The sequence below is a fragment of the Bowmanella sp. JS7-9 genome (genome assembly GCF_004329715.1).
In the GTDB taxonomy this organism is placed as follows: domain Bacteria; phylum Pseudomonadota; class Gammaproteobacteria; order Enterobacterales; family Alteromonadaceae; genus Pseudobowmanella; species Pseudobowmanella zhangzhouensis.
The window spans coordinates 196,066-219,518 of the sequence record NZ_JXSY01000024.1 but is presented as its reverse complement, the minus strand read 5'-3'; the positions used below and the strand labels follow the sequence as shown (position 1 = coordinate 219,518).

Below are 23,453 nucleotides of genomic sequence, written 5' to 3'. Positions count from 1 at the left end.
CAAAGTTATCTGAATGAACCAGCAAGCTCATCGAAAAATCGCCGCCATCGTGTTTCCCATGCTGCTGGCCAATATCAGCCAGCCGTTACTGGGATTGGTCGACACTTACGTGGTTGGGCATATGCCACAGGTCAGCGCCATGGCCGGTGTGGCACTGGGTGCGATGCTAATTACCCAGCTTTACTGGCTGGCCGGCACGTTGCGCATGAGTGCCACCGGCTATAGTGCACAAACGCTGGGCAGCCATCAACCAGACCGGGCGCGGCAATTACTGTGGCAACTGATCGCATTAGCGTTAATTGTGGCCGCATTGATTGGCGCATTACAACGCCCCTTGTGTGAGGCAGTGCTTTGGTATGCCCAACCGGATCAGACTACCGCGTCGGTGATGCAGGATTATGTGGCCGTACGGGTGTTGGGTGCGCCAGCGGCGCTCCTTAATCTGGTGTTGATTGGCTGGTTGATTGGTCGCCAGCGCAGCCGGTTTGTCATGCTGGTACAGGTTATCGGCAATGGCGTGAATGCCGGTTTGAATCTGGTGTTTGTGTATGGTCTGAATTTAGGCATTGAAGGTGTCGCGTTAGCGACGGTGTGCGCCGAATATCTGATGTGTGTGATGGCGCTATTGGCACTGCGTGCACAGATTGGCCGCTGCCTGCCAGTATGGTTTAGCTGGCAGGCGATTAAACAGGTGCTGCAGATTAACTCTGCCATGCTGATCCGCAATCTGGCTTTGCAGGCCTGTCTGGCCTGGGTGACCATGCAAGGGGCGCAACTGGGTGACGTGACCGTTGCCGTCAATAGTGTGCTGCTGCAATTTTTGGCGCTGACCGCACTAGGCCTGGATGCCGTCGCCTACGCTGCAGAAGCCTTGGTCGGACAGGCGGCCGGGCAGCAGGATCGTCGTCGCATTCAGAGCTGGGTGCGGAAAACCCTGCTATGGTCGCTGTTACTGGCATGCGTTTACAGCCTGATTTTTTATCTTGCTGGTGAGTGGATTATCCGCGCGCTGACTGACTTACCGGCGGTGCGTGCAATGGCAGTGAGTTATCTGCCCTATGCGATTATGCTGCCATTAGTGGCCCATTGGTGCTTTCTGCTGGACGGTGTATATATTGGGCTGGGGCAGGCGGCGATAATGCGTAACAGTATGCTGCTCAGTGCACTGGCGGGGTTCTTTTTACCGCTATATCTGTTGCAGGGTGCCGGTAATCACGGCGTATGGCTGGCCCTGCTGAGTTTGTTTGTGTGGCGCGGAGTTACTTTAGGCGGTCATTTTTGGAAACGCTGGGCGGACTGAACGCCCTGGCCAGCCGATTGGCGAAGATGCCCACATAACCCCATAGCGCTAATGAAAAGCCAACAGCGAGCAGTGCGATACCCGGCCACCACCAGGTATGAGGTGGCTCGGTACCCAATACGGTTAGCATGGCACCGGGTACAAATATCACTAAACCAGCAATAAAAAAGCGCCAACTCCTTTCGGGGTCAGCGCCAGCTTTATTATACCAGGCCATTAGTAGTAGCTGTGTTCACCGGCTTTATGCTCGGTAGCATCACGCACGCCGAACAATTCACCGCTGAATTTATCCAGTAACTGTTTTTCGATGCCTTCTTTCAATGTGACATCAACCATTGAACACCCATTACAACCACCACCAAATTGTAAAATAGCAATGCCATCTTCGGTGATTTCCAACAGCGTGACTTTACCGCCATGGCTGGCCAGTTGTGGATTCACATCCGTGGTTAACACGTACTCTACGCGATCGGCCAACGGGGCGTCTTCGTCCACTTTACGGGCCTTGGCGTTGGGTGCTTTTAACGTTAATTGCGAGCCCATCTGGTCGGTGACGAAGTCAATTTCTGCCGCTTCCAGAAATGGCGCGCTCTCAGGGTCGACGATAGCGTCAAAGCCAGAGAAGGGTAAACGAATATCCCCTACCTCTACCGCCTCGGGTGGACAGTAGGACACACCACACTCGGCGTTGGGTGTACCTGGATTGACCACAAATACGCGGATATTGGTATGTGGATCCTGGTTAGCCAGTAATTTAACGAAATGTGCCTGTGCAGCTTCTGAGATAGTAATCATGATCTCACCTAGGGTTACAAACTGGCGCTAGTATATCAAAATTACTTGAGTAAAACAGTCGGGTAATAAAATAGTTGTACTTGCACCCCTGATGGCCACACGGCAAACTGCATGAATAATAAACAGTTTTAGCCAACACGGGAGAGGTATGCTGCGAGTTAGCTGGATATTGTTGATACTGTCGTTCAGTACCAGCGCATTGGGTGCACAATGTGGTGACTATCGCGGACATCGTGGCTTAACCTCATATGAGGCGAACTTACTCGGCTATACGGTTGAGTCCAGCGACGATAATTACATGGATTTTCGCCTGTCGCTTAAATATCCCCTGTTGCGCAGTGTGTCAGATAGTTTAAATCGTTCATTTGGCAGTGATGCACAGCCTTCTTCTTTATTGCCTTGTGTATTTTTAAGTTTCACCGGCCGTTTCGGCCAGTATATCGGTACCCGTGATTCCTCACCTGTGATGGGTAAGCAGTTTAACCCGGGCATTTTCGGCCGCTACTGGTTAAGCGAACCCGACGAAGAAGAAAGTTATATCGACATTGGCCTGTACCATGAGTCCAACGGCCAAAGCGTGAACACCCAAGCCGGCTATGCCAGTCGGGTCGCCGATGCGCTGGCCAAAGGCGACAGTGCCGGCAGTGCGCGCGATTATATTAGTCGGGGCTGGGATTATATCGGCGTGACCAGCAAATACAGTGCACACTGGCAGGATGGTGTTGCCCGTTGTCCACTGAAAGAAATAGCGCAGAACAATCAAAGTCCGCTGTTGAAGAAGCCCGGCTGCTTTGCGGTGACCGCGGATGTGCGTTACTTCCTGCAAAACGGCCCGTTGCAGGGTGAAGCAGAAGACTATTACGCATTTGAGATGCAGAGTCAGGCGTATCGCCGAAAAGACTACGATGGCTTGGCACTGACACTGGAATACATCCCGCCAACTGAAAAAATCAGCCATATGGCGTTTAGTTATCGCACCGGGTATGGCAAACCGTTTAACTACAGTACGTTTAGATTTGAAGCGACCTTTAACTTTAACGATGATGATTTGCCGCCGTTAGTGATCTGGTACCAGGAAGGCTATAACAGTGACCTTGTCGACTATTACAACTACAACCGGATTATTGGCATCGCCATCGAAATTACCTCGTTTGATTAGGAGTCTCATGAAGCTACTTCGATATTTTGCTGGCCTGGTAATGGCGCTGGCTACGCTGCATCAAGCCTTTGCGATGAATGACCGAGATTTTCTGCCAGCCGATGCGGCGTTGGATCCGGCGATTCCTGCCCCCGCCAGTGTACTGGGTTACCCGGTTGGCACCTGGCACGCCCGCCATGATCAGATCGTGCAGTATTTACAGCAGCTTGGCATGGCATCAGATCGGCTGTCAGTTGAGGTTGTGGGCTATACCCATGAGCAGCGTCCGCTGTTGATGCTGACCTTTACTAATCCACAACGTCTCGCGCAAATTGATACTGTGCGCAGTGCCCATTTGCAGCGCGTGGCGGAAGGTAAAACACCGGCACAGTCGGACCCGCTGGTACTGTGGATGGGTTACAGCGTGCATGGCAATGAGTCGTCTGGTGCCAATGCTGCATTGCTGGTGGCTTATTATCTGGCGGCATCGCAAAGTGAAGAGGTTAAGCAGCTGTTGGATAACGCTGTGATCATCATGGAACCGGCGATAAACCCGGATGGCCTGTCGCGTTTCGCCCAGTGGGCGAATATGCACAAAGGGCTAACACCTAACAGTGATCCCAACCACCGCGACCATAATGAAGGTTGGCCAAGTGGCCGCATGAATCACTACTGGTTCGACTTAAATCGAGACTGGTTGTTACTGACCCATCCGGAGTCCCGCGCGCGCATCGCACATTTTCAACAATGGCGACCGCATGTGTTAACCGATTTCCATGAAATGGGCAGCAATAGTACGTTTTTCTTTCAGCCGGGGATCCCGGATCGCGCCAATCCCTGGATTAGCCGCGAAAATATCAGCATGACAAATTTGTTGGGGCAGTATCATGCCGATGCGCTGGATGCAGAGAATAAACTGTATTTTAGCGAAGAGTCATTTGATGATTTTTATTTGGGTAAAGGATCCAGTTATCCCGATGTGCAGGGCTCCATCGGTATCTTATTTGAGCAGGCGTCCAGCCGTGGGCACTTGATTGATACGCCCAATGGCCAGCTGAGTTTTGCCGATACCATTCAGAATCAGGTCACCACCAGTTTATCCACCTTCCGTGGCGCACTGGCGAACAAGTCCAAACTGCAACAGTACCAGGCAGATTTTGTGCGCCGTACCGCTAAGCAAGCCAATGAAAGCGGCATTGCTGGCTACGTGGTTAAAGCCAGCGCAGATGCTGCCCTTAACCAGCAGTGGCTGGATATTCTGCAGCAACACCACATCAAGGTGTGGCAACTATCCGCGGATATGAGCAAAAACGGCACGGCTTACCAACAGGGGCGTGATTATTTTGTGCCGGCCAATCAGGCGCAGTATCCGTTGATTCGATCGTTGTTCTCTACCCAACAAGATTTCGGGCGCAATGAGTTTTACGACGTTTCCAGTTGGAACATCGCGATGGCGTTTAATCTGCCGTTTAATGAGCTCAGCAGCAAAGAGGGGCGTAAATTAAAATCGCTCAGTGTCAAATCTGACGGCGTGACGCCTGCTAACTGGCAGGGTGAAGCATATGCGTATGGATTCGATTGGCGGGATGGCCGTGCTCCGGCGATGTTGCAGGCACTGCTGGTCAAAGGGATTGCGGCCAAGATTATCGGCTCACCGATCACTGTCGCCAGTGGTGATGGTCAGATCAGCCTAACAGCGGGTTCTGTGGTGATCCCCGCTGCGTTGCCACAGCCTGCAAACTGGCGCAATACAGTGCGGGAACTGGCACAGGAAAAACAGCTCGTCGTGCACAGTTTAACCACTGGTTGGACGGACAAAGGCATTGATTTAGGTTCTGGTGCGATGCCAGTGCTGAAAACGCCGCGGGTAATGCTGCTCACCGGCGAGGGCGTATCGCCCTATGAAGCCGGTGAAGTCTGGCATTATTTCGATCAACAGGTTGGCTTGCCACTGGCGATGGTCGATGTGCCCCGCTTGTCGGGCATAAACCTGCATGACTATACCCATGTGATTATGGTTGATGGTCGTTACGCAGGTATCAGCGACAAACTGGTTGAGCGAATGAAACAATGGGTGCGTGAGGGCGGCGTGTTGATTGGGCAGAAAGGCGCCGCGCGCTGGTTAAGCGAAAACGGTCTGCTGGCGGCTGGCTTCCGCTCAGAAGACGAGGTGCTAAGCGGTTTCGATACCCAATCTCTCAAATTTTCCGATCGTAATCAGCTGGCAGCCCAGCAACGTATTGCCGGTGCGGTATTTGCCACCCAACTGGATGCCAGCCATCCACTCACATTTGGCCTGGATGCCAACCAGCTCAGCGTATTTCGTAACAGTAATCTGGTGATGGACATTCCAGAAAAGCCGTTCTTAACGGTGGCACGTTACAGCAAATCACCATTACTGGCTGGCTATGCGGCCAAGCCGCTGGTTGAGCAGGTTGCCGGCAGTGCAGCCATTGTTGCGCATCGCAGTGGTCGTGGCAGAGTAATTGGCTTTACCGACGTGATGAATTTCCGTGGATACTGGCGAGGCAGTCAACGGGTGTTAAGCAACGCGGTCTATCTGGCACCACTGATTACTGCTTCAAACTGATAGCGAATGCCCACAGCTCGATGCGCAGGTCGGGCTGATGGCTTTGCAGGGTTTTTACCAATTCGGCTAGCGTACTGCCGGTGGTAATCACATCGTCCAACAGCGCGATGTGGCTGTGTGGCAATGGCCTGTGAAGCGTGAAGGCTTTTTTCAGATTGCGTCTGCGTTGTGCGCCGCTAAGGTGGGTTTGTGCCGCAGTAGCGCGTTGGCGGCTGAGATAGTCACTGGCCACCGGAACACCGATTATCCTGGACAGTGCAGTGGCCAGCAGCAGGCTTTGATTAAAATGTCGAAGCAGATAGCGCCGGTAATGCAGGGGAACCGGTACGATGACCTCGGGTAATTGGGGATGCTCTCTGAGTTGCTCGGCGAACAATGCTGTCAGCACGTTGGCGGGTAATTGATGTCGTTTGAATTTCAATCCACTGAGCCACATGTCGAATGGCCATTGGTAGGGACTTAAGCAGCACAATCGCTCCACCTGCATGGCGGGCAGATGTTTGGCAATGCCCGGATTGCGCAATAAATCAAACTGCTCGGCGGGTAAGTCATACAGGGGCAAATCACCTTTGCAGGTATGGCATAACAATGCATCCGCGCTCTGGTGGCACAACAGGCAGTTGTGCGGTAACGCGCGGTTTAACCAGTTCACTATGCTCTTCAATTCCATGGGCGTTTTCCCTACACTTGGCCCCCGCATTAAGTAAAGTGACTCACATGCAAAAAGTACAACTTCCTTCTGGATTACACGTAACCCGCTGCGGTCAGGGACAGGATCTGGTGCTGCTGCATGGCTGGGGAGTAAACAGCGGTGTGTGGGCACCGATTATTGCGCCATTACAGGCCAGGTTTCGCTTACACCTTATCGATTTGCCCGGTTTTGGGGACAACGTAAATATCCTTCCCGCCGATTATCAATTAGATTCATTGGCCGCAATGCTGGAAGACGCGGTGCCTGACAACGCCTGGTTAATGGGCTGGTCGATGGGCGGACTGATTGCTAATCAATTGGCATTGCGAGGCAAAGTGAAACTCGCGCGCCTGCTGTTGTTGGCCACTTCACCCAAATTTACAGCACAGCCGCCCTGGCATGGGATCCAGCCCGCAATTCTGGAGATGTTCGCGGCGCAACTAACTGCCGATGTAGGCAAAACCCTGCATCGTTTTTTAGCGATTCAGGCCATGGGCAGCGAATCGGCCCGGCAGGATGTCAAAATTATCAGTGCGGCAGTGCAATCACGCCCGGTACCAACCAAACAAACCCTGCAAAAGGGACTGGATTTGCTGGAAACCTGCGATCTGCGTAACGCTGTATCTGCGCTGTGTTTGCCGGTTGAACTGATATTCGGCCGTTTAGATACCCTGGTACCACACAAAGCGATGGATGATATTGCCGCCTGTTATCCCGGCGCACGGCTGAAACTGTTTCCTCATGCTTCCCATGCACCGTTTATTTCCCACAGCGAAGAATTCTGTGACTGGTTGCTTGAGTGTCAGGCGCAATAACGCGGAGCAGACTTCTCATTTTTGTCAAATTGGTTAATAATTAGCCATGAGGTGAAAGGGGGTAGTGAGTTATGGCAGTGAATCTCTCGAACAATCTGAATTCAGCATTCCTGAGTGGTTATCAGGGCTTTCAAACTGCGTCCAATAATATCACTCAAGCTGCGGTATCTATCGCTAATAGCAGCGCGCAACCGCGCGACACCACCCAATTGCTAGGTGACGTTGCTACCCAGCAACTTGGCCTGACCGGTGACCTGATTAGAGGTATCGGCAGTGACAATCTGACCGATAACCTGGTCTCGCTGGCGGTAAACCAACGCAACGCCGAAGCCAATCTGAAAGTCGTCGGCACCGCCAGTGAAACCATTGGCCGGATTATTGACGAGCTGGCGTAACGGCGATGAACATTGTAACGCCGCTACATACGGCGATTCCCTACAGCAACAGCAATCTGAACACCGATCAGATCCGCCGTGACAATCAGCAAAAAGAAGTGATCCCGCAGCCTTCGCAGAGTGAAAATTCTGCGGCGGAAAGTGGTTTGGGTTCAGAGTCAGATCGTGTTCGCCAACCCGGCCAGGCACCACAACCTGTGGTTTATGAAAAGCCTACGGCACAGCAACAGGTTAATCCTCAGGGGCAGCAGGCTGATGGCAATAATCAGGACAATGCCAATGATCCCAGTGCCGGAAAGCAAGACGCAGAGCAGCAGCGTCAGCAACAGGCTGAAGCACGTGAGATTGAGCAATTAGAGAAACGTGATGCCGAGGTCCGTGCGCACGAACAAGCGCATGCCAATACCGGCGGTGAGCATGCCGGTGCACCACAATACGAATTTGAACAGGGGCCGGACGGCAAGCGTTATGCCGTAGGCGGTGAAGTTTCCATCGATATTTCTGCCGAAGATACCCCGGAAGACACCATTCGTAAAATGCAGCAGGTGCGCTCAGCGGCATTAGCGCCGGCAGAGCCATCGCCAGCTGATTTGCGTGTTGCCGCCGAAGCCACGCAACTAGCGGCAGAAGCCAGAGCGGACTTGGTTCGTGAGGCCCAAGCCGAACGGGAGCAGGTGTTTAATCAGGTTTTCAATCCTGATGCAGTGGATCAGCAGGGGCCAGGCCCGTCGCTAGAAGATATTGTGGTGTCTGGCAATGCCAGCCCACCACGCCGCTCTCTTGAGCAGGATGATCCGGTAGCCGAAGCGGGTGGTGCGGAAGTTAGCGCGCAATCCCCCCGTCGTAGCCTGAAATCCGAGCCGGATCCGGTTGCGGAAGCGGGTGGCGCCGAGGTGTCGCTGGAAAGTCCGCGCGAAGTGCCAGCTGAATTAGCTCAGCGCGCGCTGAGAATTGAAAACTACTACGCCAATGTGGCTGAGGCTAAGACCCAGAGTCTGAGTTTAACTGCTTGATATAAACATTCACTCGTCTAATTTATTGACTCTGAGTTCAAGGAAATGAAATTAGTTTTATTGCCAGGTATGGATGGCACGTCTCGTCTTTTTGATGAATTTATAGATAAGCTTGATTACAACGAATCTTTTGCAATCGTGCTGCCGCAATGCGGGGATCAAAGTTACACGTCACTCGCTGCATTTGTGTCCCGACAATTACCCAAGACTGATTGCATCGTGTTAGCTGAATCTTTTTCTGGGGGAATCGCGTTAAAGCTTTTAGAAAATCACAGCAATATTAAAGCAGTGATTTTTGCAGCATCTTTTCTTTCCTGTCCTCGTCCGTTTTTGGTAAATATTGCGAAGTATTTACCTCTATCGAAAATAGCCATGTGGCCGGTCTCAAAGGTTTTCCTGAAATTGTTTATGTGGGGAAATAATGCGTCCGATGAGCAGTTGTCGCTGTTTAAAAGGGTAATGGATGACGTTCAACCTGATACTTTGAGAAAAAGATTAGCTGCGCTTGCGCATTTGGATGGATTGAAGTCCAGAAGCGATATTCCAGCGCTGTGTCTGGTGGCAAAAAACGACAAATTAGTACCATCACAAAAGTCTAATGAATTCAGGCAGGTATTCAGTAATATTCAGGTCGTTGGTTTGTCAGGCCCACATTTTTTGTTGCAGACAAATGCTGAGGGGGCTGCAAGAGTAATTCAGGAGTTCATCAACAAACTGCCCGAATAAAAAAGCCGCTGTTATCAGCGGCTTTTTTTATTGGGTTACTTTTTCGCTTTCGCGAAGGCCTCAGCAAACGCATTGCCAAACGCGGTATTGGCTGGCGGCGCCGATCTCTCGCGCTTCGGCTGGTGTTGTAGCGCTTTAGGTGCGGGTTTACCTGTAGGCTTAGCACTAGCCATGACCTCGTCATCCATGCGCATCGTAAAGGAAATACGTTTACGCTGAACATCCACTTCCAGCACTTTGACTTTGACGATATCTCCAGCCTTCACGACTTCGCGCGGATCGGAGATAAATTTGTTGGTCATCGCCGAAATATGCACTAAGCCATCCTGATGCACACCTACATCCACGAACGCACCAAAATTCGCCACGTTGGACACCACGCCTTCCAGAATCATGCCGGGTTTCAGGTCAGAGATTTTTTCTACGCCTTCTTTAAAACTGGCGGTTTTGAATTCCGGACGAGGGTCGCGACCGGGTTTATCCAGTTCTTTGAGGATGTCACGCACAGTCGGCACCCCAAAGTGTTCATCGGTAAACTGCTCTGGTTTAAGCTTTTTCAGTAGCTCAGTGTTACCAATTAAATCGTTCACCGCAGCACCGGTGTTTTGCACGATTTTTTCTACCACTGGATAAGCTTCCGGGTGCACAGACGAGGCATCCAGTGGATTGTTACCGTTGGCGATACGCAGGAAACCAGCCGCCTGTTCAAAGGCTTTGGGTCCCAGACGCTCGACGTTTAACAAGGCTTTACGCTCATTAAACGCACCGTGGCTGTCACGGTAGCGCACAATGTTTTGCGCCAGCGTTTTGTTCAGACCGGATACGTGACTGAGTAAGCTGACCGATGCGGTATTTAAATCAACACCAACGGCGTTTACACAATCCTCTACTACGGCGTCCAGCGATTTGCCTAACTGACTTTGGCTGACGTCATGTTGATATTGGCCAACCCCAATGGCTTTGGGCTCGATTTTTACCAGTTCAGCCAGTGGGTCCTGCAAACGTCGGGCAATGGATACCGCGCCGCGCAGAGAAACATCTAAATCGGGCAATTCATTGGACGCCAGCTCGGATGCGGAATACACCGAGGCGCCCGCTTCGCTGATCATGATTTTATTTAAACGCAATTCCGGTAAGGCTTTGACCAATTCACCGGCCAGCTTATCGGTCTCCCGTGAGGCGGTCCCGTTACCAATACTGATTAACTGGACTTTATGCTGTTGGCACAGTGCGACGAGTGTACGAAGCGCTTTGTCCCACTGATTCTGCGGAGCATGGGGATAGATGGTGTTGGTGTCGACCACCTTGCCGGTGGCATCCACGACGGCCACTTTGACTCCTGTGCGTAAGCCCGGATCCAGCCCCATGGTCACTTTCGGGCCTGCCGGTGCGGCCATCAACAAGTCATTGAGGTTTTTCGCGAATACCGCGATGGCTTCCTGTTCTGCCTGTTCGCGCAGGGTAGAAAACAGCTCGGTTTCCATATGCAGTTGGATCTTAATCTTCCAGGTCCATTGCACCACGCTGTGTAACCAGCTATCCGCTGGTCGGTTGCTAAATTTCAGGCCCAGATGATCGGCAATAATTTGTTCACAGTGGGACTGACGAACTGGCTGCTCGGCGCCCGGATCGGCATCCATAGACACGTGTAATACGCCTTCATTGCGGCCGCGGAACATGGCCAGCGCGCGGTGAGAAGGGGTTTTAAGCAGCTTCTCGCTATGCTCGAAGTAATCGGCAAATTTAGCGCCTTCCTGCTCTTTGCCAGATACCACTTTACTGCTGATAAAGGCGTGGCCACTCAAATAATGCCGGACCTTTTGCAACAAGGCGGCATCCTCGGCAAAACGCTCCATCAGAATAAACTTCGCGCCATCCAGCGCCGCTTTGGTGTCGCTGACATCATCGCTTAAATACTTGCTGGCTTCGGATTCAGGCTCGAGCATGGGATTGGCAAACAGTGCATCGGCCAATGGGCCCAAACCCTGCTCAATCGCGATTTGCCCTTTAGTGCGCCGCTTTGGTTTGTACGGCAGGTATAAATCTTCTAACTCAGTCTTACTGCTGGCCTGCCCGATTTGTTTGGCCAATTCCGGCGTCAATTTTTCCTGTTCGGAAATGGACTTGAGGATAACCTGACGGCGATCTTCCAGTTCGCGCAGATAGCCCAGACGCTGTTCCAGGGTACGCAGTTGCGCATCGTCCAGCCCCATGGTGGCTTCTTTACGGTAACGGGCAATAAACGGGACGGTGGCGCCACCATCAAGCAAGTTAACTGCCGCATCAACCTGTTCGGGCTTAACCTGCAGCTCCGCAGCAATAGTTTGTATGATCATGAAAAAACTCGTAATGAGGATGAATAAACATAAAAAAACTGCCGGCGAGTTTAGCACTCCCGGCAGTTTGATAGAATCAGTTCTGCAGTAATCGCCGGTTACAGCGATTGCAGGTATTTATTAAATGCAGGCTGATTTTGTTGCTTCACTTTAATGCATTGTGAAGTGGACTCGTTCATGACATCCAGACTGCGTTGCATGGCAGGGACTTTCTCAACTAAGGGTTTAAAGAAAGCGTTGGCCAATTGTTGGTTGTGCTCTGAACAGCTGGAGCCAATAAACTGTGGCAACTGGCCAAGATAGGCGGCTGGAATGCGCGCACTCAGTGCGTCAAAGTTCGCATTCATCCACTTATACATCAGGTCACGATCTTCCAGTTTAGCCATACCCATCCAGACGAAGCGCATTGCGTTGGCTGGGCTGACTGCCGGATTGAGGCTCATATCGAACACTTGGTTGATAATTTTCTCGTCCTCAAACACCATGCCGGAGGCGATAGCGTCACGCAGGCGGGCGTCGGTTTGGGCGATATACGCTGCCTGATATTCCTTGAAGATCTCAGCAGGTTTTTCAGCATTCAAGGCGCGCGTTGCCAGGGCTACGCTGGCCAGATCGACGTTAACACTGGTTGGGTCAGTCAGAAACTTTTCTGCGAGGGTGGTGGCAGTCGCGATAAAGGCAGGGTTTTTACTGTACATGGCCAGTAAACGTAGCACGGTGCCACGCAGTTTAATCGTGTCACGGTCATCGCTGCTGCGCACCTGGAAGCCTAGCTGGTCAAAAGACGGCATCGCGATGCTTTCAATGTAATTGGCAAATGCCTGCTTATTGGCTTTATTCACCAGATATTCGAAGCGGGCGATAATGTTAAATGCCGCACGCACGACTTCTGGCGAGTTATCGGTTGCCATCGCAGAGATCACCTGAAGGTGTTGATCAAGCTGACGTTGTTCGGCATCCATTAACGCCTTGCTGCCGTAAATCAGACTTTTTCGCTCGCGTTCATTAAGTTGATCGACATCGGCCAGCAACGCGCTTAATTGGTTAGCGGGAATGTTCCAGCGGTAATAGCCCACGGCGTCAGCGTCGGCATAAACCCAATCCGCTCCTTTAATCGCATCGATTTGTACGGACTTTTCAGTCATCAAAACATCCAGGCGCTGGACTTTACCTGCCTTTTTGAACTTGAGGCGTAAAGGTAAGTGCCATAATTGCTCTGTCACCTCAGCACCGGCCAGTTTAAAGCGGCTCTGAGTCACGTTGCCATCAGCGGTGATATTAACTAACGGATAACCAGGCTGGGTTAAGAAGGTTTTCATTAGTGCGGGTAAATCGATATCTGTGTTGGCCGCCAGTGCATTCCACAGATCGTCTGCCACGGTGTTTTGCCAGGCATGCTTGCGCATATAGGCTTGCACACCTTTTTGGAACGCCTGCTCACCAATCATGGCTTCAATCATCAGTAATACGGCTTCGCCTTTACTGTAATTAAGGCCCATGCCGTCCATTACATCGGCACTGGTTTTGACCGTTTTCTTGATTGGGCGCACCAAAGGATTGGCATCCTGACCGAAGGCACCTTCCTGATTCAGGTTGTTTTGGTAACCCAGTTCCGGATACAGATTGGTCATCACCCGTGATGCCATCCAGCTGGCAAACGCTTCGTTTAACCACAGGTCATCCCACCAGGCCATCGTCACCAGATCGCCATACCACATGTGGGCCAGTTCGTGAGCCACGACCATCAACGGCGCGGCACGTTCATTCAGGTTTGGCTGCTCATCCAGAATCAGTAATTCGGAGCGGAACGTTACCAGTCCGGCGTTTTCCATTGCTCCAAAGGTAAAGTTGGGTACCGCAATCAAATCCAGTTTGCGGTATGGATAGGGCATGCCGAAGTAAGCTTCCAGATTCTGCAGGATTTCCGCGGTATGTTTGGCAATAAAAGAGGTTTTCACCGCCTCGCCTTTAGGTGCATAAATGCGCCCAGGTACCGACAGATTGTTAATTTCTATGGAATCTAGCTCACCCACCGCATAGGCAATGATGTAACTTGGCATTGGCTTAGTACGCATAAAGTGCACGGTTTGCCAGCCGTCATGCTGTTCAGTGGTTTCAACCGGGGTATTGGCTACCACAGTATGTTTTTGCGGCGCAGTAATGGTTAGCTCATAAGGAATTTTGAAGCTTGGCTCATCGAATGACGGGAATGCGCGGCGTGCATCCATATCTTCAAATTGGGTGAAGATGTAATTACGGCCGTTGTGATTTGATAGGTACATGCCGTCAGATGAGGTATTAATCTTACCTTCGAAACGCAAAGTGAACTGATATTTCCCGGCGGCAATGGTCTGGCTGCTTTTAGCCCAGAAAATTTCATTACTGGCTTCTTCAATGCTGAGTGGGATAGTACCGGCTTCGCTAACCAATTCAGCAGACAAGATTGTTAATTCTTTTTTATAGAAGCCAACTTTGTCGGTGGGCTGCTGAATATCCAGCGAGATGGTGGTCTCACCCTGATAATCCGGACTATCCGGATCGACAGTCAGGTCGATAGTTTGCAGTGTTGGCTGAATAGTTTGTGGTAGTCGGTAGACTTCATCGCTAGCGGATGCCTGCACCAAACTTCCCCAGCTTGCTGCCAGCAACATGCTGGCACCAGTTAGTAAGTTTCTGATTTTCATAGCCTTGCCCTGAAATGTTAGACGCCGTCAGTCTGCGTGATTTATGCTTAGATGTCTAAAGGCTGGCCGTTGGTGGGGGCGAATTAGTTGTTACAAACCGTTACGATTCGTAACGAATCTCGTTGATATACCAATAGGTGGTGGCCGCTTCTGTTTTCACCAGCGCTTCGTCACCGACCTGCTTCTTTAGCAACGCACGCGCCATTGGTGAGTCGATGGAGATCACATCCTTCCGGCCAAATATTTCATCATAGCCGGCAATTTTGAGGGTAAGTTGGCGACCCTCTTCGCTTTCGATTTCAACGGTGGCGCCAAAAAAGACCCGGCCTTCTTGTTGTGGCGAATAGTCGACGATCTTTAGATTTTCCAGGCACTTACGCAAATAGCGCACCCGTCTGTCGATCTCCCGCAGGCGTTTCTTATTGTATTGATAATCGGCGTTCTCACTTCTATCACCGAGGCTGGCGGCCCATGCGACTTTGCGGGTGGTTTCCGGTCGTTCGACGCGCCATAAATGATCAAGCTCTTGTTGCAGCTGTTCGTAGCCTTTGCGGGTAATAAGGGGGGTTTTCACTTGGTGTTTCCATTAAAGCCGTTATCGGATGGATTTGAGCGCAAATGCGCGGGTCAGGTCAAGCATAGCAATGGTTACGGAATAATCGGTCACATACTGTTTAGGCTTTATTGTTCTAAAGAGTTGGCCGATTCAGGCAAGTTGTTAAAGGATGCTGAACTAAGCTTGAAGAGCAGGCCAGATACAGAAGAGGAGACCCATACTCAGAACATCTGTCACGGGCTGAGCAATTGGTAGAGCAGTTGACGAAGCAGTGAGTTACGCCTGAAATCGATTGTACTTTTTTAAAGCCGGTTTAACCGGATAAACGTTGCCCGTATAACGGGGTTAACACAGGAACAGGCTCAGCAAGGAAAACTTTAGCTGAATCCACCTTAGAAAAAAGCCGGGCATTGCCCGGCTTTCTCTTATTGGCTAGCTAACAAATTATTGTTGTGCTTCTTCTGCTGGTTTTTCAGCTGACGTAATGTCCAATAATTCTACTTCAAATACCAAGGTGCTGTTTGGCGAGATGTCATCACCCATTTGGCGCTCACCATAAGCCAGCTCGCTTGGAATCACGAAGCGGTATTTGGAACCAACATTCATCAATTGCAGGCCTTCGGTCCAGCCTTTGATTACGCGGTTAAGCGGGAACGACGTTGGCTCGTTGCGGCTGTATGAGGAATCAAATTCCGTACCATCGATAGTGGTACCACGGTAATGCACAGTGACCGTATCCGCGGCAGTTGGCATAGCGCCGTCACCTGCTACCAGGACTTCATATTGCAGGCCAGATTCTGTGGTGGTTACTTCCGGGCGTGCGCCGTTTTCAGCTAAAAACGCCTGACCAGCTGCAATATTGGCTTCTGACTTTTTGGCGTTGATTTCCACCAGGTTTTGCTTAGCCAGCAATTCCATTTCCCGTAACAGGCCATTGGCCTCGTCCAGCGTTAATGTGGCTTTGCTGTTCAGAATGTCACTGATGCCGGCCAGAATCTGAGTTTTATCCAGCTGGATATTGGCATTGGCATATTTTCCATGGGCATTGTTAATCACAGAGCCAATAGAGACGCCCAGCGCGTAGGCGTTTTGATCGGTAACAACCGTTTGCTCACTGCTGGCAGCGTTTGCTTGAGTAGTGTTGGAATCGGCTGCCGGTTGACAGGCCACCAGGCCCATCGCAGAGGCCAGCAACAGGGTGGCTTTAAGGTGTTTCATAAATGCTCCAAATTTTTGTTAAATCAATAGCTTCGATAAAAATACACGAGCTAAACACGGGAAGATTTGACGTATACTAACTGTACCAGAACAAAAGGGAAACCAACGATGCGAGGGTTTTACTTACTGTGTCTTCTTAGCGCAACCTTGCTTGGGTGCACAGTGGCGGAAAAAGTTCCGCTCAGTCGCAATGTGCATAGCGAAGAGGGCGCCTTAGCCGCAGATATCAGCGATGATGGCACGCTGGCCATCATATCCGGCCTGAATAATGGCATCAAAATCTGGGATTTGGCGACTAATACAGAACGTTTCAACTGGGCGATGCAGGGTGATGATCCCAATGTGGTCGGCTTGGTTAGGCTGAGTTTCGATAAGCAGTATGCGGTTACCGCAGATATGGAATCCTTTGCGCTTTGGAGCCTGCAGTCCGGTGAGCCGGAGGGATTGTGGCGAATCGATGAAGCGAGTATTCGTGATATCGCGGTAAGCAATAATGGTCGTGCCGTACTGGTCGGGCGTGCTAACGGCAAAGTGATGTTCTTCGAGCCCCGCACCGGGCGACGTCTGGAATTTCTTGGCCACACAGAAAAAGTCAATAGTCTCGATTTGTCGCCCAATGGACGCTATGCACTCAGTGGTGGTAACGATTACACCGTCTATTTGTGGGACACCCAAACCGGTCAGGTGATTCATGCGTTTAATCATTCCAGTCGGGTGACCAAAGTGGCATTGGACCCACGTGGTCGTTATGCCTTTACTGCGGACAGCCGCAAAGGTGCGCGTATCTGGAATGTACAAACTGGTGAGGAAATTAGCGAGTTGCGCTATATCGAGCGGCAGAAGATTTTTAGCGATGCGGTGTTTTCTCCCGATGGCCAATACCTGTTAACCGGATCACCAACCCGGCGGGTGAGTTTATGGCGTGTTGAGGATGGTACCTTACTGAAAGAGTGGGAAGTTAAGCCAAAAGACGGTCCGGCACCGCAAAGCGCGGTGGTGTATGCGGTTGGATTTATGGATAATCAGCGCATCATTTCCGAGAGTAGTAGTGGCCTGGCAGAAGTCTGGTCGTTAGAGGATTAATCCGTGAGTACGCCCGAATATATTGAAGCGCTGGAAACCAAACTGGCATTTTTAGAAGCGACTGTCGATGAACTAAACCAGGCATTGACCGATCAGCAATCGCAACTGGATAAGATGCAGTTTCAAATCCGCTTTTTAACCGAAAAGATGCAGCAACAGCAGGTGTCAAATATCGCCAGCATGGCAGAAGAAACCCCGCCGCCGCATTATTAATTTTATTCTGGTTTAAACACGCCAATCACGCTTTCCTGCTGGCGACTGGCTTGTTTGACCTTTTGTTCAGCGTGGGTTTCGTGATGCCCACACTTAACACATTCCATTTTCTCGACATTGTTCTCGATATAAATCACCAGCGAATCCAGTTGCTGGCAGGCCGGACAGCGCGCGCCGGCAATAAAACGTTTTTTTATACGGGCAGTCATAGGGAATCTTGCTCAGTCTGCTGCGATGTTGAAGAAAGTCGCTATAATAGCGCGTTTCTATACGCGCTTCGCGTCCATTTCGATTGCTAACAGGCATTTTCGGTAGCACAGACGGCATGATCCAAATAAAACAAATACAACTGTTACGCGGCCTTAAGGTGTTACTCAATGACGCCAGCGCACAAATTTATCCTGGCCATAAAGTGGGTCTGATCGGTGCCAATGGAGCGGGTAAGTCTAGTTTATTCGCCTTGCTGCAAGGTCAGTTACATGTCGACGCCGGTGAATGTCTGATGCCGTCCGTTTGGCAAATAGCCACCGTGGCCCAGGAAACCCCGGCGTCCGACGCCAGTGCGCTGGATTATGTGCTCGACGGTGACAAGCGCCTGCGCAGCCTGCAGGCACAATTACAGCAGGCAGAGCACGCCCATGATGGTGAGAAGATCGCGCTGATTCATCAACAATTGGACGATGCTGGCGCGTACGATGTGCAAAGTCGTGCTGCCAATATTCTGGCCGGTCTGGGATTTAGTGAAGCGCAGATGCAACATGCGGTACGTGCCTTCTCCGGGGGCTGGCGGATGCGGCTTAATCTGGCGCAGGCACTGATCTGCCCGTCTGATTTGTTATTGCTGGACGAACCCACCAACCACCTGGATTTGGATGCGGTAATCTGGTTGGAACGCTGGCTGCAAAAATATAAAGGCACATTAATTCTTATTTCTCACGATAAGGCATTTCTGGATGCCACCGTGCAACATATTCTGAGCATTGAGCAGCAGACACTGTTCAGCTACACAGGTGGCTATACCGCCTATTTACGTCAGCGTAGCGAGCGGCTGAGGCAGCAGCAGATCGCCTTTGACCGGCAGCAGGAAAAAGCCGCCCACCTGCAAAAATTTATCGATCGTTTTCGCGCCAAGGCGTCCAAAGCCCGTCAGGCGCAGAGTCGCATCAAACAATTAGAGCGTATGGCCGAGTTGTTGCCGGTACAGGAAGACTCGCCGTTTTCCTTTGAGTTTGCCGAGCCCTCGCGTTTACCTAATCCGCTGGTGACCATGGAGAAGGTACAGGCGGGCTACGGCGAAAAAGTGATACTGGAGTCATTAAAATTGAATCTGGTGCCGGGTTCGCGGATTGGCTTATTGGGGCGTAACGGTGCCGGTAAGTCGACTCTGATCAAATTGCTCGCTGAGGAAATTCAGCCTCTCAATGGGCAGTACCAAACTTCTGCGGGCCTTAAGATTGGTTACTTTGCGCAGCACCAGCTTGAGTATTTGCGCCCGGAAGATTCGCCGTTAAGGCATTTACAGCGATTAGATAAGCAGGCGACCGAGCAGCAATTGCGGGATTTTCTCGGCGGCTTTGCCTTTCATGGCGATGCGGCATTGAGCCCGGTAGCTCCGTTTTCAGGAGGCGAAAAGGCGCGTCTGGTGCTGGCTCTGTTGGTCTACCAAAAACCTAACCTGCTGTTGTTGGATGAACCGACCAACCACCTGGATTTAGATATGCGTCAGGCGTTGAATCTGGCGTTACAGTCATTTACCGGCGCCATGGTGCTGGTGTCCCACGACCGCTTTTTGCTGGAGTCGGTGTGTGATGAGTTTTATCTGGTACATGATGGTCAGGTCAGCCAGTTTGACGGAGACTTGAACGATTATCGACAGTTTTTGCTCACTCAGGGGCAACAGGCTGCGCAGTCAGCTTCACCCAAAACATCTGCGCCTGCAGTAGACAGGAAACAGCAGAAGCGTCTGGAGGCGGAGTTCCGTCAGAAAATGGCGCCGTTGAAAAAACAGCTGCAAAAGCTCGAAGCGCAGATGCAGACGCTGCAAGCCGATCTGGATAACATCGCTACTCAGTTGGCAGACCCGGACATATACACCGCAGAGCAAAAAACTCGCCTGACCGAGTTATTGCGCCGCGAGGGAGAGCTCAAACCCAGTCTGGAAGAGGTGGAAATGGAGTGGATGACCTTACTGGAAGAGCAGGAGCAACAGGAGCAGGCGTTTGCCAGTCAGTTTGCAGGCCAGTGATTTTTGGGCATTCAGCCTGCGAGTCTATCCAGCGAATAAGGCAAGCTTACTGCAACTGCAGGATGAAGCCGGTGCAAACGTGAATGTTTTGCTGTTGGCAATGTGGCTCAACCAACAGCAGCTTGCGTTGACCTCCGGCCAGTGGCTGGTCTTACTCAATCAAAGCAAGGATGCGGCACAGCGGGTAGAGCGGTTAAGGGCATTCCGCCGTCAATTGACCGATAAAACTTCGTCAGCGTACCAGATGGCACTGGCCGCTGAATTGGATGCGGAAAAGCAGCATCAGGCCGCGCTGATTGCAGCATTAGCTGAGAGTGAATGGGAAACGTTGGTGGGGGATAACCTGCCCGCCTATGTACAGGCGCAGAAGATTATTCTGAGCAAAGTCCACGCTGAATTACTGAGTACTTTAGAATATTGCGAATAAATTGATCTCGGTCAGTTTTTGTGCGCGGTGCGCCGGCAAAGCTTGATCGGGGTCAGTATTTTCGACCCTGCCTGTGACTAGACTGATGGCATATCCGATGAGGAGGAATCAGTCATGTTACAAATGTTACTTAATGATCCAATTGTATGGGGTTCACTGCTGGGATTGGCTGTGGTGATCGGTCTGTGTGGCTATTACCTGTATATGTTTTTGCACCACCCGTTTGAAAAAGACCAGTAACGGCGAAATATCTTTTGTCGTGACTTGAGTTGCGCGTGGATATATTGTCAAATTTGCGTAAGGCAAAGTCAGTATCCAGTCAGTGTGAAAAGTCGTCCACAGGGAAGTATCGTCCAGAGTGAATTTAAGCCAGCATGGTGGGCTCGTAACCGCCATGTGCAGACGATCTGGCCGCGTTTTTTCCAACGGCGCTTGCCCTTATCGCTGACCTGGCAGCGACTGGAATTGCCGGATGGCGATTTCGTCGATGTCAGCTGGGCACCGGAGCCGGTCAATAAAAAGGGCATCGCGGTGTTGTTTCACGGCCTGGAAGGGTCAGCACGCTCCCATTACGCCCATGATATGCTGGCGGTACTGGCCAAAAATGGCTGGCACGCCGTATTGATGCATTTCCGCGGTTGCGGCAACGGCAACAACCGGTTAGCCCGGGCGTATCATTCGGGTGATACCGGCGATGCAATCTTCTTCCTGAACTGGTTGCAACAGCGCTTTCCGGATGTGACCAAAGTCGGCGTCGGCTTTTCGCTAGGTGCCAATATGTTGCTCAAACTATTGGGTGAGCAGCCGGCACAGCACTGGCTAAAGGCGGCTGTAGCGATTTCCCCACCATTCCGTTTGCAGGAATGCGCCTCGGCGATTAGCCGTGGTTTCTCAAATAATTACCAGAAGTATCTGCTGAAAAGCATGGTGAATAAGGTGCGCGATAAAATGACGCGCATCGATTTTCGACCCTGGCTAAAAGTTGGCAGTCGGGATGTAGAGCAGATCGGCTCATTCGCGGAATTTGATGAGTTGATCACCGCGCCCCTGCATGGCTTTAGCGATGCCAAAGATTATTACCTGAAGTGCAGTGCCAGTGCGTTCACAACGGCAATCGAGACGCCCACGCTGATTTTGCATGCGGAAGATGATCCGTTTATGACAGCAAACATCGTACCGGATAGCAGTGAATTATCTGGCGCCGTCAGATTGGAACTGAGCAAAAAAGGCGGGCATGTGGGCTTTATGCAGGGCAGCCCATGGCGTCCGCGTATCTGGACCCATGAGCGGGTGTTGCAGTTTGTAAATCGCTTTACGAATTTGTCTGGCGGCGCTCGATAACGTAACGCACGATGCCGTACAGGCTAATCGCGATCCAGAAACACTCAATCACCACAGACGCCAGATTAAAGTTGTAGTACAACGAGATCAGTAACAGGATCGCGCCGGTCAGGTTAGTCAGTGAATAGGGCAGCTTTTTACTGTCCATTTTCCCCGCCTGAATTAAAAAATAACTCAATACAATCAGGCCGACACCAATATTGCCGACCAGGTCGTGCCACGCAAAATGCATAGGGTAACCTTGCTTATTAAAACCAAAAGGGCGCGGATAATAGCAAAGAGATCAGCGCAGGCGTAACTAAATTAACCAGAACAGTTAATCTCTGAGCATTGAGCATGGCCGATGGGTCAGCCTGCGCAGACGCGCCAATACCCCGAAAAATGTGAATTCCCAGCAAGGGTAACGCGGCGGCCAATAGCAAAGCCCAATTGGCCATATGCCATGCCAAAAGCCCAAGCAGCAGCGAGCTGGTAATAAATTGCGCCAGAACCACTTGTCGACTCACATGTTGGTCAAACACAATCGGCAAAGTTCGCCGTCCGCTGTGGGCATCTGCGGTAATATCCGGGAACTGATTAACCAATAACAGGTTATTAAGTAGCATCGCGCTGGCCAGTACCAGTAGCAGCAGCGACAGGTTGATGTGGCCACCCATCACCACATAACTGCCACCCATGATCAAGGCCGCAAAGCCCAGCCCTGGCGCGATCAGACATAACAGCGGATGGCGGGTGATGATTGGCGTATAGGCGGTAACAATCAGGAGCCCAACCAGGCCTGCCAGCAGTAACCAGGGGGAGGTAAGCATGCTGAGCCAGATGCCCGCCGCCATGCAAATCAGCAACATTATGATGCCAATGAACAATGCTATCGGGGCAAAGTGCGGATGAGCCTGCAATGTACCGCTGCCACCATTAAACGGCGTGCGCGTGGTCAGGCTATCCAGACCTGTTTTGAAATCATGCCATTCATTCAGCGCATTCACGGCACTGTGGGCAGTTAACGCGATGACAATGCACAAGCTAAAGACCAACCCATTGAATGCCCCCTGTTCGTGTAATGCCAACGCCGAACCGGCAAAAACACACAAGGGTGCCAGTAATAAAAACGGCACACGTATAACACCCAATAGCGCTTTAAGCATAAAATAACGTCCCGGTTTAGCAGTGTGATGTGACCTATGATTATCCCCATCGACCAGGTGAATGCCATGACGCTGATCAATTTGATCGAAGCGTTTATTTTGCGTGAAGGCACCGATTACGGTGAGGACGAAGTACCCATGGAGCGAAAAGTCCAGCAGGTTAAAAGACAGTTAGAGCGCGGAGAAGCTCTCTTGGTTTATTCAGAATATTATGAGACGGTAAACATTATTCCCCGCGATCAGTATCGTAAAGATTATCAAGAATAAATATTTCTGTTCGGAGGAAGGGTGCATAAAGCCTCACAAAGTCTGATTATTGCTGCGACCATCTTATTTGGTTGGTTACCGATGCTGGCGATTGCAGTTTTGCTGGGCATTAATCTGTTCAGTTCGACAGACGCGCTACAGTGGCATCCATGGCAGGGCGCAGGACTGGCCGTGCTGTTTGTATTTTGTATGCTCAGTCTGTGGGCGACTACCTCGGTTGCATTTGGCCTGTCGATGCAATTCTTTATTCGCTTTGTGTTACTCAGCATTGGTGCTTTGACACTCTTGGTGCTGAATGGGTTTGGCTGGTTGCAATGGTGGGTGACGCCAAGCCAGTCAACACAGGGGATCTGGACGCTGTTGGCATTGTTGTGGCTGTTTGTGGCGCCGCTGGTTGTGTTAGCAGCCCATGCGGTGGCGCATTATCGGATGCTGCGCCGGCTGCTGAAAACATCGCAGCCGACACAGGGTTAAC

25 protein-coding genes are annotated in these 23,453 nt (G+C 51.2%); 15 read left to right on the top strand and 10 right to left on the bottom strand.

Going from position 1 to position 23,453, the window contains the following annotated elements; all coding sequences use genetic code 11:
* The first annotated feature begins 13 nt into the window (after nucleotides 1–13).
* The gene (locus TK45_RS14235; RefSeq protein ID WP_254426631.1) at nucleotides 14–1,300 is read left to right on the top strand and encodes an MATE family efflux transporter; all 1,287 of its coding nucleotides are present in this window, start codon (nucleotides 14–16) and stop codon (nucleotides 1,298–1,300) included.
* Here TK45_RS14235 and TK45_RS14230 read toward each other — a convergent pair.
* On the bottom strand, nucleotides 1,260–1,517 hold the full coding sequence (locus tag TK45_RS14230; RefSeq protein WP_131259507.1) for a hypothetical protein: 258 nt from the start codon (nucleotides 1,515–1,517) through the stop codon (nucleotides 1,260–1,262). The genes TK45_RS14235 and TK45_RS14230 overlap by 41 nt on opposite strands.
* Nucleotides 1,517–2,095, bottom strand: coding sequence for a Fe-S biogenesis protein NfuA (nfuA, locus tag TK45_RS14225; RefSeq protein ID WP_131259506.1), 579 nt, complete (start codon nucleotides 2,093–2,095; stop codon nucleotides 1,517–1,519). Before nfuA ends, TK45_RS14230 begins: the two co-directional genes overlap by 1 nt.
* Nucleotides 2,096–2,243: 148 nt before the next feature.
* On the opposite strand from nfuA, the gene TK45_RS14220 reads away from it, so the two are divergent.
* A complete protein-coding gene (locus TK45_RS14220) occupies nucleotides 2,244–3,254 on the top strand; it encodes a hypothetical protein (protein WP_131259505.1) in 1,011 nt (336 codons plus the stop codon).
* 7 nt (nucleotides 3,255–3,261) lie between these two features.
* A complete protein-coding gene (locus TK45_RS14215; protein WP_131259504.1) occupies nucleotides 3,262–5,823 on the top strand; it encodes a M14 metallopeptidase family protein in 2,562 nt (853 codons plus the stop codon).
* On the opposite strand, the gene TK45_RS14210 is transcribed toward TK45_RS14215, so the two are convergent.
* On the bottom strand, nucleotides 5,807–6,493 hold the full coding sequence (locus TK45_RS14210; RefSeq protein WP_131259503.1) for a ComF family protein: 687 nt from the start codon (nucleotides 6,491–6,493) through the stop codon (nucleotides 5,807–5,809). The genes TK45_RS14215 and TK45_RS14210 overlap by 17 nt on opposite strands.
* Nucleotides 6,494–6,540: 47 nt before the next feature.
* Here TK45_RS14210 and bioH point away from each other — a divergent pair, with 47 nt between their 5' ends.
* The 4 genes from bioH to TK45_RS14190 all read left to right on the top strand — a co-directional run bounded on the left by bioH (nucleotide 6,541) and on the right by TK45_RS14190 (nucleotide 9,463).
* Nucleotides 6,541–7,329 carry a pimeloyl-ACP methyl ester esterase BioH gene (bioH, locus tag TK45_RS14205; RefSeq protein WP_131259502.1) on the top strand — a complete coding sequence of 263 codons (789 nt, stop codon included), beginning with the start codon at nucleotides 6,541–6,543 and terminating at the stop codon, nucleotides 7,327–7,329.
* A 71-nt stretch (nucleotides 7,330–7,400) separates the two neighbouring features.
* Nucleotides 7,401–7,724 carry a hypothetical protein gene (locus TK45_RS14200; protein WP_131259501.1) on the top strand — a complete coding sequence of 108 codons (324 nt, stop codon included), beginning with the start codon at nucleotides 7,401–7,403 and terminating at the stop codon, nucleotides 7,722–7,724.
* Nucleotides 7,725–7,729: 5 nt separating this feature from the next.
* Entirely contained in the window at nucleotides 7,730–8,737 is a 1,008-nt protein-coding gene (locus tag TK45_RS14195; protein ID WP_131259500.1) for a putative metalloprotease CJM1_0395 family protein, read from the top strand.
* A 45-nt stretch (nucleotides 8,738–8,782) separates the two neighbouring features.
* The gene (locus TK45_RS14190; RefSeq protein WP_131259499.1) at nucleotides 8,783–9,463 is read left to right on the top strand and encodes an alpha/beta fold hydrolase; all 681 of its coding nucleotides are present in this window, start codon (nucleotides 8,783–8,785) and stop codon (nucleotides 9,461–9,463) included.
* A gap of 35 nt (nucleotides 9,464–9,498) precedes the next feature.
* Here the strand turns inward: TK45_RS14190 and TK45_RS14185 are convergent, their stop codons facing one another.
* The 4 genes from TK45_RS14185 to TK45_RS14170 all read right to left on the bottom strand — a co-directional run bounded on the left by TK45_RS14185 (nucleotide 9,499) and on the right by TK45_RS14170 (nucleotide 16,257).
* Nucleotides 9,499–11,799 (bottom strand): Tex family protein, encoded by a 2,301-nt coding sequence (locus TK45_RS14185; RefSeq protein WP_131259498.1) that lies wholly within the window; start codon nucleotides 11,797–11,799, stop codon nucleotides 9,499–9,501.
* Nucleotides 11,800–11,897: 98 nt separating this feature from the next.
* Complete coding sequence (locus tag TK45_RS14180) at nucleotides 11,898–14,483, bottom strand: M1 family metallopeptidase (RefSeq protein ID WP_254426630.1); 2,586 nt, start codon at nucleotides 14,481–14,483, stop codon at nucleotides 11,898–11,900.
* Between the two features lie 100 nt (nucleotides 14,484–14,583).
* Nucleotides 14,584–15,057, bottom strand: a complete 474-nt coding sequence (greB, locus tag TK45_RS14175) for a transcription elongation factor GreB (RefSeq protein ID WP_131259497.1) — start codon at nucleotides 15,055–15,057, stop codon at nucleotides 14,584–14,586.
* 426 nt (nucleotides 15,058–15,483) lie between these two features.
* The gene (locus TK45_RS14170) at nucleotides 15,484–16,257 is read right to left on the bottom strand and encodes an FKBP-type peptidyl-prolyl cis-trans isomerase (RefSeq protein ID WP_165490795.1); all 774 of its coding nucleotides are present in this window, start codon (nucleotides 16,255–16,257) and stop codon (nucleotides 15,484–15,486) included.
* Nucleotides 16,258–16,365: 108 nt separating this feature from the next.
* On the opposite strand from TK45_RS14170, the gene TK45_RS14165 reads away from it, so the two are divergent.
* On the top strand, nucleotides 16,366–17,340 hold the full coding sequence (locus TK45_RS14165; RefSeq protein ID WP_131259496.1) for a WD40 repeat domain-containing protein: 975 nt from the start codon (nucleotides 16,366–16,368) through the stop codon (nucleotides 17,338–17,340).
* 3 nt (nucleotides 17,341–17,343) lie between these two features.
* Nucleotides 17,344–17,553, top strand: coding sequence for a SlyX family protein (locus tag TK45_RS14160; RefSeq protein ID WP_131259495.1), 210 nt, complete (start codon nucleotides 17,344–17,346; stop codon nucleotides 17,551–17,553).
* A gap of 2 nt (nucleotides 17,554–17,555) precedes the next feature.
* Here the strand turns inward: TK45_RS14160 and TK45_RS14155 are convergent, their stop codons facing one another.
* The gene (locus tag TK45_RS14155; protein ID WP_131259494.1) at nucleotides 17,556–17,762 is read right to left on the bottom strand and encodes a YheV family putative zinc ribbon protein; all 207 of its coding nucleotides are present in this window, start codon (nucleotides 17,760–17,762) and stop codon (nucleotides 17,556–17,558) included.
* A gap of 116 nt (nucleotides 17,763–17,878) precedes the next feature.
* Between TK45_RS14155 and TK45_RS14150 the strand changes: the two genes are divergently transcribed.
* The 4 genes from TK45_RS14150 (at nucleotide 17,879) to TK45_RS14140 (ending at nucleotide 21,566) form a co-directional block, all read left to right on the top strand.
* Nucleotides 17,879–19,798, top strand: coding sequence for an ATP-binding cassette domain-containing protein (locus tag TK45_RS14150; protein WP_131259493.1), 1,920 nt, complete (start codon nucleotides 17,879–17,881; stop codon nucleotides 19,796–19,798).
* Entirely contained in the window at nucleotides 19,773–20,225 is a 453-nt protein-coding gene (locus tag TK45_RS14145) for a TIGR02444 family protein (RefSeq protein ID WP_131259492.1), read from the top strand. Before TK45_RS14150 ends, TK45_RS14145 begins: the two co-directional genes overlap by 26 nt.
* Nucleotides 20,226–20,339: 114 nt before the next feature.
* Nucleotides 20,340–20,465 (top strand): hypothetical protein, encoded by a 126-nt coding sequence (locus tag TK45_RS16410; RefSeq protein ID WP_256372540.1) that lies wholly within the window; start codon nucleotides 20,340–20,342, stop codon nucleotides 20,463–20,465.
* Between the two features lie 84 nt (nucleotides 20,466–20,549).
* Nucleotides 20,550–21,566 (top strand): hydrolase, encoded by a 1,017-nt coding sequence (locus TK45_RS14140; protein WP_254426629.1) that lies wholly within the window; start codon nucleotides 20,550–20,552, stop codon nucleotides 21,564–21,566.
* Here the strand turns inward: TK45_RS14140 and TK45_RS14135 are convergent.
* Both TK45_RS14135 and TK45_RS14130 read right to left on the bottom strand, forming a co-directional pair.
* The gene (locus TK45_RS14135) at nucleotides 21,538–21,798 is read right to left on the bottom strand and encodes a hypothetical protein (RefSeq protein WP_131259491.1); all 261 of its coding nucleotides are present in this window, start codon (nucleotides 21,796–21,798) and stop codon (nucleotides 21,538–21,540) included. The two genes, TK45_RS14140 and TK45_RS14135, sit on opposite strands and share 29 nt — an antisense overlap.
* 16 nt (nucleotides 21,799–21,814) lie before the next feature.
* Nucleotides 21,815–22,711, bottom strand: a complete 897-nt coding sequence (locus TK45_RS14130) for a prenyltransferase (RefSeq protein WP_131259490.1) — start codon at nucleotides 22,709–22,711, stop codon at nucleotides 21,815–21,817.
* A gap of 36 nt (nucleotides 22,712–22,747) precedes the next feature.
* Between TK45_RS14130 and TK45_RS14125 the strand changes: the two genes are divergently transcribed.
* A complete protein-coding gene (locus TK45_RS14125) occupies nucleotides 22,748–22,978 on the top strand; it encodes a YheU family protein (RefSeq protein WP_131259489.1) in 231 nt (76 codons plus the stop codon).
* 21 nt (nucleotides 22,979–22,999) lie between these two features.
* Nucleotides 23,000–23,452 (top strand): hypothetical protein, encoded by a 453-nt coding sequence (locus tag TK45_RS14120; RefSeq protein WP_131259488.1) that lies wholly within the window; start codon nucleotides 23,000–23,002, stop codon nucleotides 23,450–23,452.
* Nucleotide 23,453: the final 1 nt, after the last annotated feature.

Excerpts from the sequence above, each read along its gene's own strand:
- TK45_RS14190 (WP_131259499.1), top strand. The coding sequence starts at position 8,783 with ATGAAATTAGTTTTATTGCCAGGTATGGATGGCACGTCTCGTCTTTTT.
- TK45_RS14210 (WP_131259503.1), bottom strand. The coding sequence starts at position 6,493 with ATGGAATTGAAGAGCATAGTGAACTGGTTAAACCGCGCGTTACCGCAC.
- TK45_RS14185 (WP_131259498.1), bottom strand. The coding sequence starts at position 11,799 with ATGATCATACAAACTATTGCTGCGGAGCTGCAGGTTAAGCCCGAACAG.
- nfuA (WP_131259506.1), bottom strand. The coding sequence starts at position 2,095 with ATGATTACTATCTCAGAAGCTGCACAGGCACATTTCGTTAAATTACTG.
- TK45_RS14165 (WP_131259496.1), top strand. The coding sequence starts at position 16,366 with ATGCGAGGGTTTTACTTACTGTGTCTTCTTAGCGCAACCTTGCTTGGG.
- TK45_RS14200 (WP_131259501.1), top strand. The coding sequence starts at position 7,401 with ATGGCAGTGAATCTCTCGAACAATCTGAATTCAGCATTCCTGAGTGGT.
- TK45_RS14230 (WP_131259507.1), bottom strand. The coding sequence starts at position 1,517 with ATGGCCTGGTATAATAAAGCTGGCGCTGACCCCGAAAGGAGTTGGCGC.
- bioH (WP_131259502.1), top strand. The coding sequence starts at position 6,541 with ATGCAAAAAGTACAACTTCCTTCTGGATTACACGTAACCCGCTGCGGT.
- TK45_RS14155 (WP_131259494.1), bottom strand. The coding sequence starts at position 17,762 with ATGACTGCCCGTATAAAAAAACGTTTTATTGCCGGCGCGCGCTGTCCG.
- TK45_RS16410 (WP_256372540.1), top strand. The coding sequence starts at position 20,340 with ATGTTACAAATGTTACTTAATGATCCAATTGTATGGGGTTCACTGCTG.
- TK45_RS14220 (WP_131259505.1), top strand. The coding sequence starts at position 2,244 with ATGCTGCGAGTTAGCTGGATATTGTTGATACTGTCGTTCAGTACCAGC.
- TK45_RS14135 (WP_131259491.1), bottom strand. The coding sequence starts at position 21,798 with ATGCATTTTGCGTGGCACGACCTGGTCGGCAATATTGGTGTCGGCCTG.
- TK45_RS14130 (WP_131259490.1), bottom strand. The coding sequence starts at position 22,711 with ATGCTTAAAGCGCTATTGGGTGTTATACGTGTGCCGTTTTTATTACTG.
- TK45_RS14180 (WP_254426630.1), bottom strand. The coding sequence starts at position 14,483 with ATGAAAATCAGAAACTTACTAACTGGTGCCAGCATGTTGCTGGCAGCA.
- TK45_RS14150 (WP_131259493.1), top strand. The coding sequence starts at position 17,879 with ATGATCCAAATAAAACAAATACAACTGTTACGCGGCCTTAAGGTGTTA.
- TK45_RS14170 (WP_165490795.1), bottom strand. The coding sequence starts at position 16,257 with ATGAAACACCTTAAAGCCACCCTGTTGCTGGCCTCTGCGATGGGCCTG.
- TK45_RS14215 (WP_131259504.1), top strand. The coding sequence starts at position 3,262 with ATGAAGCTACTTCGATATTTTGCTGGCCTGGTAATGGCGCTGGCTACG.
- TK45_RS14235 (WP_254426631.1), top strand. The coding sequence starts at position 14 with ATGAACCAGCAAGCTCATCGAAAAATCGCCGCCATCGTGTTTCCCATG.
- TK45_RS14125 (WP_131259489.1), top strand. The coding sequence starts at position 22,748 with ATGATTATCCCCATCGACCAGGTGAATGCCATGACGCTGATCAATTTG.
- TK45_RS14195 (WP_131259500.1), top strand. The coding sequence starts at position 7,730 with ATGAACATTGTAACGCCGCTACATACGGCGATTCCCTACAGCAACAGC.